The organism is Collinsella sp. HCP3S3_E5 (assembly GCF_052067635.1).
GTDB lineage: Bacteria > Actinomycetota > Coriobacteriia > Coriobacteriales > Coriobacteriaceae > Collinsella.
Genome location: NZ_JBQHQF010000002.1, coordinates 1 through 19,147 on the forward strand (window position 1 = coordinate 1; position 19,147 = coordinate 19,147).

Sequence of the window (19,147 nt, forward strand, 5' to 3'; positions counted from 1 at the left end):
TGCTGTACAAGGAGGGCCTGGACCTTCTCGTCGTGCCCTCCGCCGAGCTCTCCCGCGGCCGTGGCGGCCCGCGCTGCATGAGCATGCCCTTCTGGCGCGAGGACCTCTAAGTCTTTCCGTTTCCGGTGCGGTCCCCCTACAACCGCACCGGTTTCGCCCGTCAAACGGGCAACACTAATACTTGCGTAATTTATTTTTTCGAAAGGAAACGAACCATGGGTGTTAACCTCTCCGGCCGTAGCTTCCTCAAGCTCCTCGACCTCACCACCGAGGAGATTGAGTACCTGCTCAAGCTCTCCAAGAACTTCAAGGACATGAAGCGCGCTGGCGTTCCGCATCGCTATCTCGAGGGCAAGAACATCGTTCTGCTCTTCCAGAAGACCTCCACTCGTACCCGCTGCGCCTTCGAGGTCGGCGGCATGGATCTGGGCATGGGCGTCACCTACCTCGATCCGGGTTCGTCGCAGATGGGCAAGAAGGAGTCCATCGAGGACACCGCCCGCGTTCTCGGCCGCATGTATGACGGCATCGAGTTCCGTGGTTTTGCCCAGGACGACGTCGAGGAGCTCGCCGCTAAGTCCGGCGTGCCCGTGTGGAACGGCCTGACCACTGAGTGGCATCCCACCCAGATGCTCGCCGACATCCTGACCGTCCAGGAGAACTTCAACTACGACATCAAGGGCAAGACCCTCGTCTTCATGGGCGACTGCAAGAACAACGTTGCTCGCTCCCTCATGGTTGTCTGCTCCAAGCTCGGCATGAATTTCGTGGCCTGTGGCCCCGAGGAGTGCATGCCCGCTGACGACGTCATCGAGGCCTGCAAGCCCATCGCCGAGGCTAACGACTGCACCATCAAGCTGACCACCGACGTCAAGGACGGCGTCACCGGTGCCGACGTTATCTACACCGACGTGTGGGTCTCCATGGGCGAGCCTGACGAGGTCTGGGCCGAGCGCATCGCTCAGCTCACCCCGTATCGTGTCACCTCCGAGGTCATGGCTATGGCCAACCCGGGTGCCATCTTCCTGCACTGCCTGCCCAGCTTCCACGACACCAACACCACGATTGGCGCCGAGAAGTGCGAGCAGTTCGGCATTACCGAGCAGGAGGTCACCGACGAGGTCTTCGAGAGCCCCGCTTCCAAGGTTTTCGACGAGGCCGAGAACCGCATGCACACCATCAAGGCTGTCATGTACGCAACGCTCAAGTAAGAGCCTTTAAGCATTTCGCTCGGGGTGTATTGCTGCACACCCCGAGCGGTTTGTCTGGTAAATATCTTGCGTCGGGCGGTGGGCACGGCACGGAAGATCCGCTTCGCGCGAGAAAGTTAAATGATTTATGAAGGGGGGATGAGAACTATGACTGAGACCGCTAAGAAAAAGCGCGGTATGCCTTCATCGTTCACCATTCTTCTAGCTCTGCTGGCAATTGTTGCAGTGATTACCGTTATCGTCTCCGGCACGTCCGGCGGCGCTGTTACTGCAGCCCGCCTGAGCGATTTCTGCACCGCCCCGATTCTGGGCTTCGCTGACGCTCTGCCCGTCTGCCTCTTCGTTATGATCTTGGGCGGCTTCCTCGGTATGATGACCGAGACCGGCGCCCTGGACAACGGCATTGCCGTTCTGGTGCAGAAGCTTAAGGGCAACGAGATCATGCTCGTTCCTGTCCTTATGCTCATCTTCTCCCTCGGTGGTACCACCTATGGTATGTGCGAGGAGACCGTTCCCTTCTACGCCCTGCTCGCCGCTACCATGATGGCTGCCGGCTTCGACCCCATGGTCGGCGCTGCTACCGTCCTGCTCGGCGCTGGCTGCGGCTGCCTGGGCTCCACGGTTAACCCGTTCGCCGTCGGCGCTGCCGTCGACGCTCTGACCGGCGTTGGCATTGAGGTCAACCAGTCCATCATCATCGGCCTCGGTGCCGTCCTGTGGATTGTTACCACGGCCATTTCCATCTTCTTCGTCATGGGCTATGCCAAGAAGGTCAAGGCTGACAAGGGTTCCACCATCCTTTCGATGCAGGAGCTCAAGGACGCCGAAGAGGCTCACGGCAAGGCTGCTTCCGAGGTTAACAAGGAGGTCAAGCTCACCGGTCGTCAGAAGGGTGTTCTGATCGCCTTTGCCTTCACCTTCGTCGTCATGATCGTCGGCTTCATTCCGCTGGCCGACCTCAACGAGGGCGTTGCCAACTTCTTTGACGCTGGCGCTGTCTACGATGCCGACGGTAACACCGTCGTCCAGGGCTGGTCTGCCCTGATCACCGGCCTGCCCATTGGCCAGTGGTACTTCGACGAGGCTTCCACCTGGTTCTTCCTCATGGCTATCCTGATCGGTATCATCGGTGGCCTGTCCGAGAAGCAGATCGTTAACACCTTCATCACCGGCGCTGCCGACATGATGTCCGTTGTTCTCGTCATCGCCCTCGCCCGTGGCATCTCCGTCCTCATGGCCAACACCGGTCTCGACGTCTACGTCCTCGACGCTGCCGCCAGTGCCCTGGCTGGTCTGTCCGGCGTGATCTTCGCTCCTATGAGCTTCCTGGTCTACTTCGGCCTGTCCTTCCTGATCCCGTCGACCTCTGGTATGGCTACCGTCTCCATGCCCATCATGGGACCGCTGGCTGTTAAGCTCGGCTTCTCGCCCGAGGTCATGGTCATGATCTTCTCCGCCGCCATCGGTGTCGTGAACCTGTTCACCCCGACCTCCGGTGCCATCATGGGCGGTCTCGCCCTGGCCAAGATCGAGTGGACGACCTGGCTCAAGTTTGCCCTTAAGCTCATCGTCGTTCTCTCCGTCGTCTGCGCCATCATCCTGACCGTCGCCTGCGTGTTGATCTAAGTACCCAACGGGTGCCCCACGGAAACCTTGACGATCCTGTAGAGGATCACTTGGTCATCGTCTGTCCGGTGGGGTCAACCCACCGGTAGACTCCTACCTTTAGCCCCCTCCCGTTCCGTGCGCGGGAGGGGGCGCTCTTATGTTGCGCGGTTCTACGAACCGCGCAACCAGTTGACGCTGCGCGCCGCCTAGAACGACAATTTGTCATTCAAAAGGCAAGACATGACCAAAAGGTCTATGCCTTGCCTTTTTCATGCCAACTCGTACGTTCTGGACGGCGCTCGCTGACTTATGCTCAACCTGCGATGTTGCCATTGTTGGTGCAGGGGAAGTGCGTTTGGGGCAGCTAATTTGGGACGGGGCTTTTTTGACTACCCCCACATAAAGGGTAGTCAAAAAAGCCCCGTCCCAAATTAGCTGCCCCGGCCTCGTCGGTTGGGGAGGGTCTGCTCCGCTATAATCGCCTAGGACATTAAATGGAAACGGGACGGGAGCCATACATGCGCCAGGGTTTCGACAACGCGAAGTATATCGAGCTGCAGGCTGCTCACATTAAGGAGCGCATCTCGCAGTTTGGCGGCAAGCTGTATTTGGAGTTTGGCGGCAAGCTGTTCGATGACTATCATGCGAGCCGCGTGCTGCCGGGTTTTGAACCGGACAGCAAGTTCCGCATGCTCAAGAGCATTGCCGACGACGTCGAGGTCATCATCGCAATCAATGCGAACCATATCGAGAAGAACAAAGCCCGTGGCGACTTGGGCATTACCTATGACGAGGACGTCCTGCGTCTGGTCGATCTGTTCCGCGGGAACGGATTTGCCGTTGCCGCTGTGGTTATCACGCAGTATGCCGGTCAGCCCGCTGCCGACGTCTTCCGCAATCGTCTAAACGCGCTCGGCATTCCCGCCAAGCTGCACTATCCCATCGAGGGCTATCCGCACGATGTCGACCTGATCGTTTCTGATGAAGGCTACGGCAAGAACGAGTTTGTCGAGACCACGCGTCCGCTCGTTGTCGTGACGGCGCCCGGCCCTGGCTCGGGTAAGCTCGCCACCTGCCTGTCGCAGCTGTATCACGAGCACAAGCATGGCACCGCTGCCGGCTATGCCAAGTTTGAGACCTTCCCGGTCTGGAATCTCCCCCTCACGCATCCGGTGAACATTGCCTATGAGGCTGCCACGGCAGACCTCGATGACGCCAACATCATCGACTCGTTCCACCTTGAGGCATATAACAAGACCACGGTCAACTACAACCGAGACGTTGAGGCGTTCCCGGTTGTTCGCGCCCTCATGGAAAAGATCTTGGGCGAGAGCCCCTATCAGAGCCCCACGGACATGGGCGTCAATATGGTCGGTTTTGCCATTACCGATGACGATGCATGCCGAGATGCCTCCAAGATGGAGATCGTGCGCCGCTATTTTGCCGCGGTTGAAAGCGTGCGCCGTACTGGCGTGGGCGATGAGCAGGTCGACCGTCTCAAACTCATTATGAAAAAAGCCGGCATCGACAAGAACTATTCGCCGGCACGCTCGGCTGCTCTCACCAGGGAGCAACTGACGGGCGGTCCCGTGGGTGCCATGGTGATGCCGGACGGTTCGGTAGTGACCGGAAAGACCTCAACGCGTCTGGGTGCCGCGAGCTCGCTCATCATGAACGCGCTTAAGCATGTTTCGGGCGTCGATCTTGAGCTCGAGGTCATCAGCGATGAGGCGATTGAGCCTATCAGCAAGCTCAAGACGCATTTCCTTGGCAGCAAAAACCCGCGTCTCCACACCGACGAGACGCTCATGGCGCTCTCTATCACCTCGGCCACGAGCGAGACGGCTACTCGTGTTCTTTCGGGTCTTGAGCAGCTGCGCGGCTGCGACGCCTTCTTTAGCGTGATTATCTCGCCTACGGACGAGACGGTGCTGCGCAAGCTGGGCATTAACGTGTGCTGTGAGCCCAAGTTTGAGCGCCGCGGCTTCTTCCATCGCTAAGATTGAGATGAGACGCCGTATCGGAGTACGCACCCGATGCGGCGCTTAGGGGGTTTTAGGGCTATATTTGCCGAAATTTAGGCCGTTTACCTGCCCAAAAGCGATTTGCGCGGTATACAATTACCTCAGTGGATACATCCTTTGCGGGGCTACCCATGATGGATGTTGCCGGCCATCGAGGGATGCGCCGGTCATGCGCGGTGCTTTTGATGCTCGTGCTCGGTTTGAGGAGGCTGCCATGGCGGGCAAGGGTCGTGCGAGTGTCAACGATATGAAGCGTGTCGAGGTGCTGGTGCTGATGGAGATCGCTCGGCAATCTAAGGGAAACGGTGCGCCGTACGGTTTCTCGCGCAAGACACTCTCCGAGTGCGTAGGGGTTTCGCCGTATCGTGCCCGCGCTGCAATCGACCGTTTGGATTCTGATGGCCTTATCGAGGTCGTTTCTCGTTATGACGATGATGGCGGCCAGCTTGCAAACGGCATATGCCTGACCGGGCGAGGCGAGTGGTACCTTAAGGGTGTTCGTGCCGGCATGCTTGTTCAAGATATGTTGAAGGATGAGACTGCCGATCGGTAACAACACGGCAGCTTCGACGAGCCTGCACCGCCCAAAGCTACTTGGGCGGTGTTTTGTTTCGAGATGGAGAAATGCGGGCATGCGGGTGAAAAATAGCGAGCGGCTTGCTTTTCGAGTATTACAATGAAGACCCGTAAGATGTGAATGGAAAACTTCTACGGGAAGCGCAGGTAATTCAATATGACCAAGCATGTGTTTGTAACCGGCGGCGTAGTTTCGTCCTTGGGTAAGGGCATCACCGCGGCCTCGTTGGGCCGTCTGCTCAAGTCACGCGGCTACAAGGTGACGATGCAGAAGGCCGACCCGTATCTGAACGTCGACCCCGGCACCATGAGCCCGTTTCAGCATGGTGAGGTCTTCGTGACCGAGGATGGCTACGAGTCCGACCTGGACCTGGGCCATTATGAGCGCTTTATTGACGAGAATCTTACCCGTGATTCCAACTTTACGACCGGCGCTATCTACAAGAGCCTGATTGCCCGTGAGCGTCGCGGTGACTTTTTAGGCGGCACCGTTCAGGTGATTCCGCACGTCACCAACGCCATTAAGGATAAGTTCCGCCGCATCGAGGAGCAGACCGGTTCCGACGTGGTCATCACCGAGCTGGGCGGCACGATTGGCGATATCGAGTCGCAGCCGTTCGTGGAGGCCATCCGCCAGTACCGTAAAGAGGCCGGTCCCGAGAACGTCTGCTACATCCACGTGTCGCTCGTCCCCTATATCGCCGCCGCGCATGAGGTCAAGACCAAGCCCACGCAGCATTCGGTCAAGGAGCTTCGCAGCTTTGGCATTCAGCCCGACATCATTGTGCTGCGTTCTGATCACCACATCGACGATGCCATCCGTGGCAAGATCGCAAGCTTCTGCGACGTCGATACCGACTGCGTCTTTACCAACGAAGATTGCGCGAGTATTTACGACGTGCCGCAGCTGCTCGCCGAGCAGGACTTTGACCTGCGCATTTGCGAGCGCCTGGGCTTGGACCCGCGCGAGCGCGACATGAGCGAGTGGAACGAGTTCCTGCGCAAACAGAATCATGCCAACCACCATACCGACAAGGTCAAGATCGCCGTTGTGGGCAAGTACACCCAGCTCCCCGATGCCTACCTGTCGGTTATCGAGGCCCTGCATCATGCAGGCGTTTTCTATGATCGTCATGTGGACGTGCAGCTGGTCGACGGCGAGAGCCTCGACGAGCAGAACGTCTCCGAGGTGCTGGGCGACGCATCGGGCATTTTGGTGCCCGGCGGCTTTGGCAAGCGTGCCCTGGAGGGCAAGATTCTTGCTGCCGAGTTTGCTCGCGAGCATAAGATCCCGTATCTGGGCATTTGTCTGGGCATGCAGGTCGCCGTGTGCGAGTTTGCCCGCAACGTGGTCGGCCTTGCCGGCGCTAGCTCCTCCGAGTTCGATCCGGACGGTCCGTTTAGCGTAATTGACCTGATGAGCTCGCAGGAGGACGTGACCGAGAAGGGCGGCACCATGCGCCTGGGCGCCTATCCGTGCAAGCTCGCTGCCGATACCCTTGCGCGCGAGGCCTATGGCGAGGAGCTTGTCTATGAGCGCCACCGTCATCGCTTTGAGTTCAACAATGCCTTCCGCGACCAGCTCGAGGACGCGGGTTTGGTTATCTCGGGTCTTTCGCCTGACGAGCGTCTGGTCGAGATGGTCGAGCTGCCGCGTGACGTGCATCCGTGGTATGTGGCCACCCAGGCCCACCCCGAGTTTAAGAGCCGTCCGACCAAGCCGCAGCCTCTGTTCCGCGAGTTCGTGCGCGCCTCGATTGGCCAGCACGAGGGTGTCGATCGCCTGCAGGTGACGCCCATGAACCTCGCGACGGACTAAGGGTGTCAGCGAACGAAAGACATACCGAAGATACTCCCTCGTTGCTCGATACGGTGACGGGGGAGTATCTTGATTACCTTGCGGTCGAGCGAGGCTTGGCGCGCAATACGATCGCGGCATATCGTCGTGACTTGACGACTTACTGTTCCTACCTGGAGCGGGCCGGTGTTGAGTCCTTTGAAGGCGTGAACCGTCAGATATTAGAGGGTTTTGTCGGTGATCGGCGCGACGGGGGCTACTCCGATGCCTCGGTGGAGCGTGCAGTTGCGGCCGTGAAAGGTTTGCATGCCTTTTTGGTTCGCGATGGAATCGTCGCCCAAAACCCGACGGCTGCACTGCGCCTGCCCAAAAAGGCGGAGCGCCTTCCGGAGTGTCTCTCGGTAGGGGATGTCTCGGCGCTCCTCGACCAAGATTTCCCGGAAGGGGAGATGGGTTTGCGGGACCATGCCATTTTGGAAGTGCTCTATGGATGTGGCCTGCGCGTGAGCGAGTTGGTGGGGCTCGATGTGGGCGACGTCCATTTTGACGACGGCTTTGTGCTGGTGCGCGGCAAGGGCTCGAAGGAGCGGCTTGCCCCACTCGTGGGAAGTGCCGCACGGGCTATGGCTCATTATATTGCTGATGGGCGTCGGCGCCTGGCCGCTCATGCCCGCGGGTCAAAGACGCCGGCAGTCTTTTTAAATAAGAACGGTGGTCGCCTGTCGCGTCAGAGTGTTCACGCCATATGCGAGCGATACGGGCGTCAGGTGGGACTGGTGGGGCTTCATCCTCATACCTTGCGTCACTCCTTTGCGACCCATATGCTTGCGGGCGGTGCCGACCTGCGCGTGCTACAGGAGATTTTGGGACATGCCGACATTTCGACCACACAGGTCTACACGCATGTCGACCGCACGCAGCTGACCGAGGTCTACCTGGCGGCTCATCCGTTGGCGCATCGCTAGCGACTCTTTGACCTGCATATTTACAACTAATGGGGGACGGACCCCAGGTTGTCGTGACGCGGTTTTGTGCGCGTATCGGCAATCTGGGGTCCGCCCCATCTTTTGTCTTGCGCCGATGCGCCGGTGGGTCGCGCGTGACGTTGGTGGGGAAGTTTGGGGGGCGATGTGAACGGCGCGTAAAGGGACACAAAATTCGCCTCAAGGTCAACTTGAAGGTTGAGGTTGAAAGCCGGGCTGCTACAGATGGCATCTCGGCTTTGCTGTAAACACAACATATTGTGTTTTCGAACATATGAACGAGGGTGTTTTACAGCATATAGAGGGTGGAGTGGTGGGGTGTTGTGGGGGAAGGTGTGGGGAAGGATGTTGAAAAATGGGGCAGTTCCCCATATTATTAATGACGTCGACAGGCGGGGTGGTTCCCCGCGTACGTGCCATCTGAGTAACCGAGGGGAGGGCGCACATGGGAATGACGGGTGCATACGAGCGCAATCTCGATGCAAAAGGTCGTCTGTCCCTGCCTGCACCCCTTCGCGAGGAGCTTGGAGAGCATGTTCGCGTGTTCAAAGCCCTGGATGTCGATGCTCTGTACGTGTTCTCTGCCGAGGCCTTCGATAAGTGGGTCGAAGGACTCTTCGCGGGTCGTGAGGGCCACGAGGGTTTTAACCCGCGTGACATCAACGACCAGAAACTCATGAGGGCGATCAACAAGCGCACCACCTCGATGGATGTGGACAGCGCCGGTCGTATCGGTCTTTCTGAGTCTCTCCGCAAGCAGGCGAACCTCGACCGCGAGGTCACGGTTGTGGGCAACTACGACCACCTCGAGGTTTGGGACCGTGCTACGGCCGATGAGGACGATGACGATGAGGCTCTGCTGGACCTCTTCTTCTCGTAAGGGCAAGGCATGAGTAACGGATGGAGCGTGGGATCTTGACACAAGAATATCGGCATGAACCTGTCATGCTCGGCGAAGTGCTTGAGTCGCTGCAGCTAAAGAGCGGATCTGTCGTCTGCGATTGCACCCTTGGCGGTGCCGGTCATTCGGTAAAGATGGCCGCGCAGGTGGGGGAGACGGGTCTTTTGCTTGGCGTCGATCAGGACGACATGGCCCTCGAGGCCGCTGGTGCCCGTCTGGACCGCGAGGTCCCCGGCGTCCCGCATCAGCTGCTGAAGGGCAACTTTGGCGACTTGGACGAGCTGCTTTGCTCGGCCGAGGTGCCCGGGGTCGATGGCTTCCTGTTCGATTTGGGCGTTTCGTCACCGCAACTCGATATCCCTGGCAGGGGCTTTTCGTATAACGAAGATGCCCCATTGGACATGCGGATGGATCCGGGTAACAACACCCTAAACGCAGCTGAGGTCATCAACACCTATAACGAACACGACCTCGCCCGGATTCTACGCGTCTATGGCGAAGAGAAGTTCGCCTCGCAGATCGCACGCGAGATCGTGCGTCGACGCGAGTCCGAACCGATTGAAACCACCGGTCAGTTTGTCGAGATCATCAAGGCTGGCATTCCGGCTGCCGCTCGTCGGCATGGCGGACACCCGGCCAAGAAAAGTTTCCAGGCCATTCGCATCGAGGTCAATCATGAACTCGATGTGCTCGAGAGAGGACTTGACGCCGCCACCAGGTGGCTCAACCCGGGCGGACGCATCTGCGTCATCTCGTATCACTCGCTCGAGGACCGTATCGTAAAGAATCACTTTAAGGAGATGAGCCAGGGGTGCACGTGTCCGCCGGAGATTCCGGTGTGCGTGTGCGGCAACGTGCCGATACTCAAGGTCATCACCCGCAAACCCTTGGTTGCCCAACCCGATGAGGTTGCGCGCAACCCTCGGGCGAGATCAGCCAAAATCCGCGTGGCGGAGCGCTTGTAGCGTTACGCGCGCGATATTGGACCTCCCGCTCGCACCATAAACGAAGCTTAAACACACTACCAACGTACTCGGGATGGGAGGCGGCATATCATGGGCTACAATACCTCAAACGCAGCACTCGCCTATGATATGAACGCCATGCCCGCCTACCGCGAGGCACCGCAGGCGCCCGCTGCTCCCCGTGAGCAGCGCACACCGCGCTTTGATGTCTACACGGGCGCGGGCCGTCAGGCAAACCAGGCGGTAAGCCCGGTTTTCATGAGCGTTCTTAAAACGTTTTGCATCATTGCGGCTATCTTCATGACGATTGGCGTCGCCCGCGTAGCGCTTGCAAGCGTTACGGCCCAGGTGCTCAACAGCAACGCCGAGCTTACCAACACGCTCGAGAAGGCGACCGATGAGAGCTCTGACCTTGAGGTCATGCACTCTGTTTATGGTGCCGATACGCGCATTCGCGATCTTGCGGGCGCTTATGGCATGGTGGAGCCCAGTGAGAGCGTTACACTTGATTTTTCGCAGGATGCAGCCGCGGGCGCTAGCTCGGCTGCGGCTGTCCAGTAATAAGACGGTAGCTGAGTATGACAAATGATTATCGCCGCGGTCCAGATGGGAGTCGCGGGCAGGGACGTCCCTCTTCGCGGGGACGTTCTGGTTATCAAGGATCGGGTCGGTCATCTTACAACTTGGGGTCGAATCGTGGCAACGACCCAACGTCGCGCCTTCGCGGCTCGGATGACCCTCAAGTACGCAATAGCAGATCGAATAGACGATCTTCGACCGAATGGCTTACGGGGACGCCATTGCCTCGCCGTAATGTCGTCATGGGTTGTATCGGTTTGGGCCTGGCTGCGGGCGCCATCCGCCTTGCCGACTACCAGATTGTAAATGCCGATGAGTTGCGCGGGCGCGCCGATGCTCGACGCCTGCTTGCGGAGACGCTTTACGCCAAACGCGGCACGATCTACGACCGAAACGGCAACGTGCTGACGTCGTCGGTCGAGTGCAGCAATGTCGCCGTGAATCCACAGCTGATCGAGGATGTCGACAAAACGGTATCGGCCTTGGTTAAGGCGACTGGAATCGATAAGAAGACTTGCCGCAAGCTGGTTCAGTCCGACGGCACCTGGGTGTATATCAAGCGCCAGGTGGACGAGGACGATGCCGCGGCATTGAAGAAGAAAAATCTGCCCGGCGTGCTCTTTGAGCAGGCGATGAAGCGGGTGTATCCATACGGCAATCTGGCTTCGCAGGTTCTAGGCGTGGTGAACGTTGACAACGTGGGCCTAACGGGACTTGAAAAGCAATATGACAAATTGCTGACCGGAAGAAACGGCACGCTGGTACGAGAGCGTGCGAGGGACGATAGCTATATTGCGGGTGGCGCCTATAAAAAAGTCGCCGCCATCGATGGCGTTGACATCGTGACGACGCTGGATGTCAATATCCAGCGTGCAGCAGAGGACGCTCTGGCGGAGGCGGTCGAGAAGACCAAAGCCAAGAACGGTTCGGCTTTGGTGACAGACCCTACTACCGGCGAGATTCTGGCCGCCTGTTCGTATCCGACCTACGACCCGACCAATTTGGAGAACGCCAAGACCGAGGATATGAACTTGCGCTTGGTCACCGATGCGTATGAACCCGGTTCGGTCTTTAAGACGCTCGTTGCAGGTGCGGGTTTCGACTTGGGCGTCGTGCGCTCGAGTACGTCGTTTGAGGTGCCGGCGAGCATTAAGGTCGGCGACGATACCGTCACCGATGCCGATAAGCGTGACTACGCCATGACCATGGGTGTGCGCGAGATGATGCGCCGCTCATCCAATGTTGGCTTTGTATTGGTCGGGCATAAGATCGGCGCGGACGATTTTGCCGCGTACGTGGACAAATGGGGCGTTGGACACAGTTCGGGCATCGATTTTCCCGGCGAGAGCCTTGGCATTGTCAAGGAGCGTGACCAGTATGACGGCGCCACGTTGGGCTCGATGAGTTTTGGCCAAGCGCTGTCTGTCTCGCCGATCGAGATTGCGCGCGCCGTGGGTGGCATTGCCAACGACGGCGTGATGATGACGCCGCACTTTTATAAATCCAGCAAAGGCGAGGAGAAGGACTGGGGCGAGGGCGAGCAGGCGATTTCTGAGGACGCCGCCGCCCAGGTGATATCGTGCATGCAGACGGTCGTTTCCGAGGGCACGGGTGTCGGGGGCGCCGTCGACGGTTACGACGTGGCGGGTAAGACCGGTACGGCCGAGCGCGCCGATGAAAAGGGCGGCTACCTCAAAGCGAGCTATATGTCGTCCTTTATGGGGTTTGCCCCGGCGCAAGCGCCCAAGGTTTTGTGCTATATCACGCTCGACGGAACGCCGAGCGGTTCGGATGCCGCCGCCGTGCCGTTCCAGGTCATTATGGCTAACGCGCTCGATGTGTTGGGTATCCCACGCACCAAGTAGGGGGTTACAATCCTGAAAAGGGCTGTCGATTAATCTGGAGGGTGTTCACATGCCCTGCACCACGCATGCGCGGCGCTGGGATACAATACGCCGATAGCATTATTAGGTTTACAGGGGAGCTGCAATGATAGAGATCGCCGTCAACAACCTCGCGGCCGCAACAGGGGCCCGGACCGTGACGGGAGAAGCCGATCGGGTATGCCGTGGGTGCGTTATCGACTCGCGCCAGGTTGAGGAAGGCACGATTTTTGTTGCCTTTCCGGGTGAAAAAGTCGACGGCAACGATTTTGCTTCCCGCGCCATCGAATCGGGCGCCGGCGCTGTTGTGATGACGCGCGAGCCCAACGCCGAGCTTGTATCGCTGGCTCAGCGTAAGGGCTGCGCCATCCTACACACCGATGATCCCGAGGAATTTTTGCTGCGCCTGGCACATGCCTATCGCACGCAGCTTGGCTGCCTCGTGGTTGGCATTACCGGCTCTATCGGTAAGACGACGACCAAGGATGTCCTTGCGGCAGTGCTTGCCAAGCGCTATCGCGTTTGGGCCACCAAGGGTAATTTCAACAATCTGATCGGTATGCCGCTCACGGTTTTGGCCGCTCCTGCCGACACCGAGGTGCTGGTTCTCGAGATGGGTATGAACCATTTTCACGAGATCGAGCGCCTTTCTCGGTCCGCCAATCCCAACCTTGCCATCGTGACCAAGATCGGCACCTCTCATATTGGAATCCTGGGAAGTCGCGAGAATATCGCCCGCGCTAAGTCCGAGATTGTTGGGGGCATGTGTGCCGCTGACGACCTTCTCCCGTTGCTGGTTTTGGGCGGCGAAGACGACTTCACCCCGTTCATTCGTGAGACGTTTGCCGAGCCCGCGGGTATCGATGTGATGCTGGCGGGTGTTTCGGATGTTGATGAGGTTTGCGCCCGCGGCATTCACATTGATGATGAGGGCCGCCCGGTCTTTACGCTTGACTTTGGTATGGGTGAGTCCGTTGACACCATGCTCGCCATTCCCGGCGTCCAGTCCGTTCCCAATGCCGTTAAGGCCGCCGCAGTTGCCTATCGTTTGGGTGTGACCCCCGAGCAGATCGATGCTGCCTTTAGGGGTATCGCGATTACCGGTCATCGTCAGGAGATCAAACACGCCAAGAGCGGTGCCCGCATTATCGACGACTCGTATAACGCCAGCGCCGAATCCATGGCTGCTGGCCTTGACCTGCTGTGCTCGCTTTCGTGTTCTGGCTCTCGAATGGCGATTCTGGGCGAGATGGGCGAAATGGGCGACGAGGCCCCCCGCATGCATGAGCTGGTGGGCGCCTATGCCGCGGCTAAGAAGCTCGATATGCTGGCGTGCGTGGGCGGTGAGCTGGCCGCTCGTATGGCCGAAGCCGCGCGCATGATGGGCATGGATGAGGACCGCATCCAGGTGTTCTCCGATTATCAGCAGGTGCTCGACCGTATGGCCGGCGCACTTGAGAAACATGATGTTGTGCTGGTCAAGGGCTCTCGCTTTGTCGAGCTCGACCGCTTTGTGGAAGGTGTGTGCTAGCCCATGTTCGGGAACCCCGCGTATCCTACATACCAGGCCTTTTTGGGACTTGGCATCGCCGCCGCCATTGCGCTGCTGCTCATGCCGTGGTGGATCAAGCTTCTTAAGGTCGAGGGTATCGGCCAGCAGGTCCGCGCCGATGGACCCAAACGCCACCTGATTAAGCAGGGCACGCCCACCATGGGCGGCGTTGTCATTCTCGTAGCCGTTTCGCTGACGTGCCTTTTGATGGGCAAGCTCACCACCGAGCTTGTGCTCGTGCTGCTTGCCACGCTTGCAACCGGCGTTCTGGGCCTTATCGACGATTTGACATCTGTCACGCACGGTCGTTCGCTCGGCCTGACGCCCCACGCCAAGATGATCGGTCTCACCATCATCTGCGTCACGTTTACTGTGCTTGCCGTCAGCTGGTGCGGCGTTGCCCCCGAGATTCGTTTTCCCGGCGGTCTGACGATTGACCTCGGTATCTTCTCGACCACCATTGGTGGCCTTACCTTTCCGTGGCTCTATATCGTCTTTTGCTGGCTGATGATCGCCGGTCTTTCTAATGCCGTGAACCTGACCGATGGCCTGGACGGCCTTGCCGGTGGCACCTCCATGATTGCCATGCTTGCCATGGCTGCCATGGCGTTTTTGCACGGTGACGTAAACCTGTCTATCTTCTGTACCGCATGTGCTGGTGCTTGCCTGGGCTTCCTTTGGTTCAACTGCTATCCGGCGAGCATCTTTATGGGTGATACCGGCTCTCTTGCCTTGGGTGCAGCCTTTGCCTGCACGTCCATTATGACCAACACCGAGGTCGTCTCGCTCATCATCGGCGGCCTGTTTATCGTCGAGACCCTGTCGGTCATGATTCAGGTCGTCTACTTCCACTTTACGCATAAGCGCGTCTTCCTTATGGCGCCCATTCATCATCATTTCGAGAAGAAGGGATGGGCCGAGACTAAGGTCGTCATCCGTTTTTGGATTGTCGCTGCCGCTTTTGGCGCTCTGGGCCTTGCCCTGTTTTTCCAGTTGGGATAGTGGTTTTTCATGCCTCTTGCAGATTCCTTTAGCCTGCTCGTCTTGGGCCAGGGTAAGTCCGGTCTAGATGTCGCTCGCTGGGCGCTTGCGCACCCCGAGCGCGTGAGTACCGTTACCGTGTACGGTGGCGGCACGTCCGAGCCCAATGATGCCACGCGCTCGCTCGAGGCGCGCGGGGTATCGTTTGTCTACGGAACCGAGCAGGTCGAGGGCGCGTTTGATGTATGTGTGACGTGTCCGGGCATCTCGGAGTTCTCGGCATTCTTTAAGGCTGGCCGCGATCACGCTGCCCAGATCATGGGTGAGCCCGAGTTTGCCTACCGCCTGTCTCCCCAAAATTGGATCGCCATTACGGGCACCAACGGCAAGACAACCACCACGTCGCTGACCGACTACCTGCTTAAGGCAGCGGGCGAGGCGAGCGTTGCTGTCGGTAATATCGGTGAGCCTCCGGTGAACGAAATCGACGACCGCGCGCATAACGAGTGGTTTGTAGCTGAGCTTTCGAGCTATCAGATCGCAACGACGACCGAGCTTCACCCCCGTGTGGCGGTGCTGCTCAACATTACCCCCGACCATCTGGGCTGGCACAAGAGCCATAAGAACTATGCGCTCGCCAAGATTAAGCTCTTCGAGAATATGGTCGATGATGACCTTGTGGTTATCGACGTCGAGGATGCCGGTATCCATGAATTCGATGAGTATGTCTACACGCCGGGTCGTCGCATCTGCAAGGTCGCCTTTGACGAACCTGCGGGCGAGGACGCCGCATTTGTGCGCGATGGCAAGATGGTCATTCGCCTGAAGGGCGTCGAGACCCCGCTCATCGCCACGTCCGAGCTCAAAATCTCCGGACATCACAATGTCATCAATGCCCTGTGCGCTGCCACGGCTGCCCTGGCCGTCGGTGCCGATGTCGACGGTGTGTGTCGCGGCCTGGCCTCATTCCAGCCGCTGGAGCACCGCGTTGAGCCCTGTGGCGAGATCGATGGCGTGCGCTACGTCAACGATTCCAAGGCAACGAACACCGATGCGGTCGAAAAGGCCCTGACGGCGTTTCCCGACGACGACGTGATCTTGCTGCTCGGTGGTCACGATAAGGGCACGCCACTCGAGTCCTTCGCCCGCGTTGTCATGGACAACGTGCGATCGGTCGTCTGCTTTGGCGATGCGCGCGAGCGCTTTACCGCCGCTATGGACGAGGCCGATGTCGATGGTGACGTTGATATCGCTCAGGCTGACGACCTGCGCGACGCCGTCGACGTTGCCCGTTCGCTGTCGAGCCGAGGCGACGTGATCCTGCTTTCTCCCGCCTGTTCTTCGTTCGATGAGTTCTCGGGCTACGAGGAGCGCGGCCGCGTGTTTAAGGACTACGTGGCCCAGCTTGCCGCCGCAGCGAAATCGCAAATGGAATAGGGGCCGCCGGTGAGAGAGGAGAGCCCCCGACAAGATATGAGGAGGCCCGACTCGGACCGTGCTTCCTCGCAGCGCAGTACGCCGCGTTCCGGTCGCGGCGGGCAGACGCTCAGCGAACGCTATATTGCCGGCGTCCCCGCCCGCATCATGCGCCCTCGTTTGATATTCATGGCGTGCCTGTTTACTTTAGTGTGCTTTGGGCTGCTGATGGTGTACTCGGCGTCATCGGTCGAGGCATTGCACGAGAACGGCTCGGCGACGTTTTTCCTGGTTCGACAGGCTACCTTTGCCGGAGTTGGCGTGCTTGCCATGGTTGCGATCGTTCGCGTCTTGCCGGACAGCTGGTTTGGGGAAAATGTACTTAGGATCTTCCTTATCGGCATGATTCTCTTGTTGTTTGCGGTATTTCTTGTCGGCAGTGGCAGCCGTGGCGCCACGCGCTGGCTCAACATCGCCGGTATTCAGTTCCAGCCGTCTGAGTTTTTAAAGCCGTTTGCCATCGCGTATTCTGCCATCATACTCGACCGTTTCTTTTCGCCCGGTGGCAACATCAACGAGTTCCTTCGTAAGATGGTCGTCTACTTGGGCATTTCGCTCTTTTTGATCTTTATCCAGCCCGATTATGGCACCGTCTTGATCATCTCGCTGACCCTCATGTGTATGGCGTTATTTGCGGGCCTAGACCCCAAGTTTATCATCGGCGTGATCATTCTCGTCATTGTCATGAGTGTGTTTGCGCTTGTTGCAGAGCCGTACCGCATGGTGCGTGTTCAGGTTGCCCTGAACCCTTGGGCCGACGAGTATGGCGATGGCTATCAGGCAACGCTTGCCATCATGGCGTTTGCTTCGGGCGGCTTGTTCGGCCGCGGCATCGGTAACTCCACCATGAAGTATTCGTATCTGCCCGAGGCACACAACGACTATATTCTGGCCATTATCGGCGAGGAGGTCGGTTTTGTCGGGACCGCGCTGCTCTTCCTGGTCTTTGCGATGCTGATTTACTCAGCGTTTCGCATTGCCGAACAGGCTGCGGACCGTCGCGGAGCGCTCATGGCATCGGGTTCCGCAGTCATTCTCGCGGTACAGTTTTTGATCAATGCGCTGGGCATCCTCAACGTGTTTCCCATGACGGGTAAGCCGCTGCCGTTTATCAGCTACGGCGGTTCGTCGATTATCGTATCGCTTATGCTTGCGGGGCTGATCTTGCGCGTCTCGCACGAGAGCGCCCGTCGTGATGAGTACGACCGTCGCCGCGAGAGCTTTGCCGTTATGGACGAGAGCACCGCCGGCGTGCCCCATGTGCGCGGCGATCGCCCTTCGCGCAACGGTTTTACCGTCTTGGATGGCTCTGCGTCCGAGCCGGCGGCTCGTCCGCGCCCGCGAACGGCTCCGCAGGGGCGTCCCCAACGCCCGAACCCCCGAAGCTCGGGCGGCGGATATAATCGAATCAATTTGAATTCGGACCCGTCGGCGCGTCTGCGCACCGACGATCAGGGACCGCGCGTACGAAGGGATTTTCATGACCGATAAGATGACCGTTGCTATCGCAGCCGGCGGCACGGCGGGACATATCAACCCTGCGCTTGCCTTGGCTGAGGAGTTGCGCGACCGCGGACATCATGTTGTGTTCGTGGGCCAGTCGCACAAGCTCGAGGGTCGTTTGGTTCCCGAGGCCGGGTTCGATTTTGTACCTATCACGGTCACGGGCTTCGACCGCTCCCGTCCTTGGACCGCGCTGAGCTCGCTGTGGCGCGTCAATAAGGCCAAGCGCTCGCTCGCCAGCCATTTCTCAAAGGTTGGCAAGCCCGATGCGGCTATCGGTTTTGGTGCCTACGTCGAGGTCCCGCTGCTGGGCTGGTGCAAGGATGCGGGCGTTCCGTATCTGCTGCACGAGCAGAACTCTGTTCCGGGCCTGGCCAATAAGATGATGAGTTCCCATGCCGCCCGCGTGTGTATCTCGGTGCCGGCTGCGCGCTCTGTCTTTGAGCGCGAGGGCGACCCCGAGCATGTGCTCATGACCGGTAATCCGGTGCGCCGCTCGGTCATTGAGGGCGATCGCGCCCGCGGCCGCGAGGCACTTGGCGTGCCCGAGGATGCGACGCTTCTGCTCGTCTCTGGTGGTTCGCTCGGTGCCCAGCATCTCAACGAGCGCGTAGCCTCGCTCAAGAGTGAGCTGCTGACCCGCGAGAATCTCTACATTTTGCATTCGACGGGAGCCGACGGCTTTGAGGACACCGAGCGTGCTTTGGCGCTGACGTCCGATGAGACGAAGCGCTATCGCGTCCAGCCCTACATTGACAACATGGGCGACATGCTAGCTGCAGCTGACCTGGTGCTCTCGCGCTCCGGCGCCTCGAGCGTGGCCGAGATTGCCGCCCTCGCCGTGCCTTCGGTGCTCGTGCCGTATCCGCATGCCACGGCCGACCACCAGACGACCAATGCGCGTTATCTGGTCGATGCCGGTGCCGGCGTGCTTTGTGCCGATGCCGATATCGATGCTCCGGCGTTTGCCGAGGAGCTGCTGCATCTGGTCGATGACGCCGCAGCGCGCGATGCCATGCGTCAGGCGGCGCGCGGGTTGGCTCAGGACCGCGCCGCCGCACTTTTGGCCGATGCGGTAGAGGGTTTGCGTTAGTTAGACGGGATATC

At 59.0% G+C, this 19,147-nt stretch carries 16 protein-coding genes; all 16 read left to right on the top strand.

Going from position 1 to position 19,147, the window contains the following annotated elements:
• On the top strand, positions 1-110 hold a 110-nt coding region (locus ACTM82_RS00745), incomplete at its 5' end, for an arginine deiminase family protein (protein ID WP_148332920.1).
• A gap of 105 nt (positions 111-215) precedes the next feature.
• On the top strand, positions 216-1,211 hold the full coding sequence (argF, locus tag ACTM82_RS00750; RefSeq protein ID WP_154515223.1) for an ornithine carbamoyltransferase: 996 nt from the start codon (positions 216-218) through the stop codon (positions 1,209-1,211).
• 138 nt (positions 1,212-1,349) lie between these two features.
• Complete coding sequence (locus ACTM82_RS00755) at positions 1,350-2,837, top strand: YfcC family protein (protein WP_370450555.1); 1,488 nt, start codon at positions 1,350-1,352, stop codon at positions 2,835-2,837.
• A 500-nt stretch (positions 2,838-3,337) separates the two neighbouring features.
• The gene (locus tag ACTM82_RS00760; RefSeq protein ID WP_154515227.1) at positions 3,338-4,819 is read left to right on the top strand and encodes a DUF1846 domain-containing protein; all 1,482 of its coding nucleotides are present in this window, start codon (positions 3,338-3,340) and stop codon (positions 4,817-4,819) included.
• Positions 4,820-5,012: 193 nt separating this feature from the next.
• Positions 5,013-5,396, top strand: a complete 384-nt coding sequence (locus ACTM82_RS00765) for a hypothetical protein (protein WP_441053974.1) — start codon at positions 5,013-5,015, stop codon at positions 5,394-5,396.
• A gap of 180 nt (positions 5,397-5,576) precedes the next feature.
• Positions 5,577-7,238 (top strand): CTP synthase, encoded by a 1,662-nt coding sequence (locus tag ACTM82_RS00770; protein ID WP_427727635.1) that lies wholly within the window; start codon positions 5,577-5,579, stop codon positions 7,236-7,238.
• 2 nt (positions 7,239-7,240) lie between these two features.
• The gene (locus tag ACTM82_RS00775; RefSeq protein ID WP_441053972.1) at positions 7,241-8,182 is read left to right on the top strand and encodes a site-specific tyrosine recombinase; all 942 of its coding nucleotides are present in this window, start codon (positions 7,241-7,243) and stop codon (positions 8,180-8,182) included.
• Positions 8,183-8,645: 463 nt separating this feature from the next.
• Complete coding sequence (locus tag ACTM82_RS00780) at positions 8,646-9,080, top strand: division/cell wall cluster transcriptional repressor MraZ (protein WP_035137949.1); 435 nt, start codon at positions 8,646-8,648, stop codon at positions 9,078-9,080.
• 20 nt (positions 9,081-9,100) lie between these two features.
• A complete protein-coding gene (rsmH, locus tag ACTM82_RS00785) occupies positions 9,101-10,066 on the top strand; it encodes a 16S rRNA (cytosine(1402)-N(4))-methyltransferase RsmH (RefSeq protein ID WP_154515233.1) in 966 nt (321 codons plus the stop codon).
• Positions 10,067-10,156: 90 nt separating this feature from the next.
• Positions 10,157-10,627: a hypothetical protein gene (locus ACTM82_RS00790; RefSeq protein WP_427719178.1), complete on the top strand. Its 471-nt coding sequence runs from the start codon at positions 10,157-10,159 to the stop codon at positions 10,625-10,627.
• Between the two features lie 260 nt (positions 10,628-10,887).
• Positions 10,888-12,510: a peptidoglycan D,D-transpeptidase FtsI family protein gene (locus tag ACTM82_RS00795; RefSeq protein ID WP_441053970.1), complete on the top strand. Its 1,623-nt coding sequence runs from the start codon at positions 10,888-10,890 to the stop codon at positions 12,508-12,510.
• Between the two features lie 124 nt (positions 12,511-12,634).
• Positions 12,635-14,059, top strand: coding sequence for a UDP-N-acetylmuramoyl-tripeptide--D-alanyl-D-alanine ligase (locus ACTM82_RS00800; RefSeq protein ID WP_427719184.1), 1,425 nt, complete (start codon positions 12,635-12,637; stop codon positions 14,057-14,059).
• A 3-nt stretch (positions 14,060-14,062) separates the two neighbouring features.
• Positions 14,063-15,082, top strand: a complete 1,020-nt coding sequence (gene mraY, locus ACTM82_RS00805; protein ID WP_154515238.1) for a phospho-N-acetylmuramoyl-pentapeptide-transferase — start codon at positions 14,063-14,065, stop codon at positions 15,080-15,082.
• A gap of 9 nt (positions 15,083-15,091) precedes the next feature.
• Entirely contained in the window at positions 15,092-16,498 is a 1,407-nt protein-coding gene (murD, locus tag ACTM82_RS00810) for a UDP-N-acetylmuramoyl-L-alanine--D-glutamate ligase (protein WP_441053968.1), read from the top strand.
• Positions 16,499-16,534: 36 nt separating this feature from the next.
• Complete coding sequence (gene ftsW / locus ACTM82_RS00815) at positions 16,535-18,028, top strand: putative lipid II flippase FtsW (protein ID WP_441016681.1); 1,494 nt, start codon at positions 16,535-16,537, stop codon at positions 18,026-18,028.
• A complete protein-coding gene (gene murG / locus ACTM82_RS00820) occupies positions 18,018-19,133 on the top strand; it encodes an undecaprenyldiphospho-muramoylpentapeptide beta-N-acetylglucosaminyltransferase (RefSeq protein WP_441053966.1) in 1,116 nt (371 codons plus the stop codon). Before ftsW ends, murG begins: the two co-directional genes overlap by 11 nt.
• The last annotated feature ends 14 nt before the right edge of the window (positions 19,134-19,147 follow it).

Excerpts from the sequence above, each read along its gene's own strand:
- argF (WP_154515223.1), top strand. The coding sequence starts at position 216 with ATGGGTGTTAACCTCTCCGGCCGTAGCTTCCTCAAGCTCCTCGACCTC.
- ACTM82_RS00755 (WP_370450555.1), top strand. The coding sequence starts at position 1,350 with ATGAGAACTATGACTGAGACCGCTAAGAAAAAGCGCGGTATGCCTTCA.
- ACTM82_RS00760 (WP_154515227.1), top strand. The coding sequence starts at position 3,338 with ATGCGCCAGGGTTTCGACAACGCGAAGTATATCGAGCTGCAGGCTGCT.
- ACTM82_RS00765 (WP_441053974.1), top strand. The coding sequence starts at position 5,013 with ATGCGCGGTGCTTTTGATGCTCGTGCTCGGTTTGAGGAGGCTGCCATG.
- ACTM82_RS00770 (WP_427727635.1), top strand. The coding sequence starts at position 5,577 with ATGACCAAGCATGTGTTTGTAACCGGCGGCGTAGTTTCGTCCTTGGGT.
- ACTM82_RS00780 (WP_035137949.1), top strand. The coding sequence starts at position 8,646 with ATGGGAATGACGGGTGCATACGAGCGCAATCTCGATGCAAAAGGTCGT.
- rsmH (WP_154515233.1), top strand. The coding sequence starts at position 9,101 with ATGGAGCGTGGGATCTTGACACAAGAATATCGGCATGAACCTGTCATG.
- ACTM82_RS00790 (WP_427719178.1), top strand. The coding sequence starts at position 10,157 with ATGGGCTACAATACCTCAAACGCAGCACTCGCCTATGATATGAACGCC.
- ACTM82_RS00795 (WP_441053970.1), top strand. The coding sequence starts at position 10,888 with ATGGGTTGTATCGGTTTGGGCCTGGCTGCGGGCGCCATCCGCCTTGCC.
- ACTM82_RS00800 (WP_427719184.1), top strand. The coding sequence starts at position 12,635 with ATGATAGAGATCGCCGTCAACAACCTCGCGGCCGCAACAGGGGCCCGG.
- mraY (WP_154515238.1), top strand. The coding sequence starts at position 14,063 with ATGTTCGGGAACCCCGCGTATCCTACATACCAGGCCTTTTTGGGACTT.
- murD (WP_441053968.1), top strand. The coding sequence starts at position 15,092 with ATGCCTCTTGCAGATTCCTTTAGCCTGCTCGTCTTGGGCCAGGGTAAG.
- ftsW (WP_441016681.1), top strand. The coding sequence starts at position 16,535 with ATGAGGAGGCCCGACTCGGACCGTGCTTCCTCGCAGCGCAGTACGCCG.
- murG (WP_441053966.1), top strand. The coding sequence starts at position 18,018 with ATGACCGATAAGATGACCGTTGCTATCGCAGCCGGCGGCACGGCGGGA.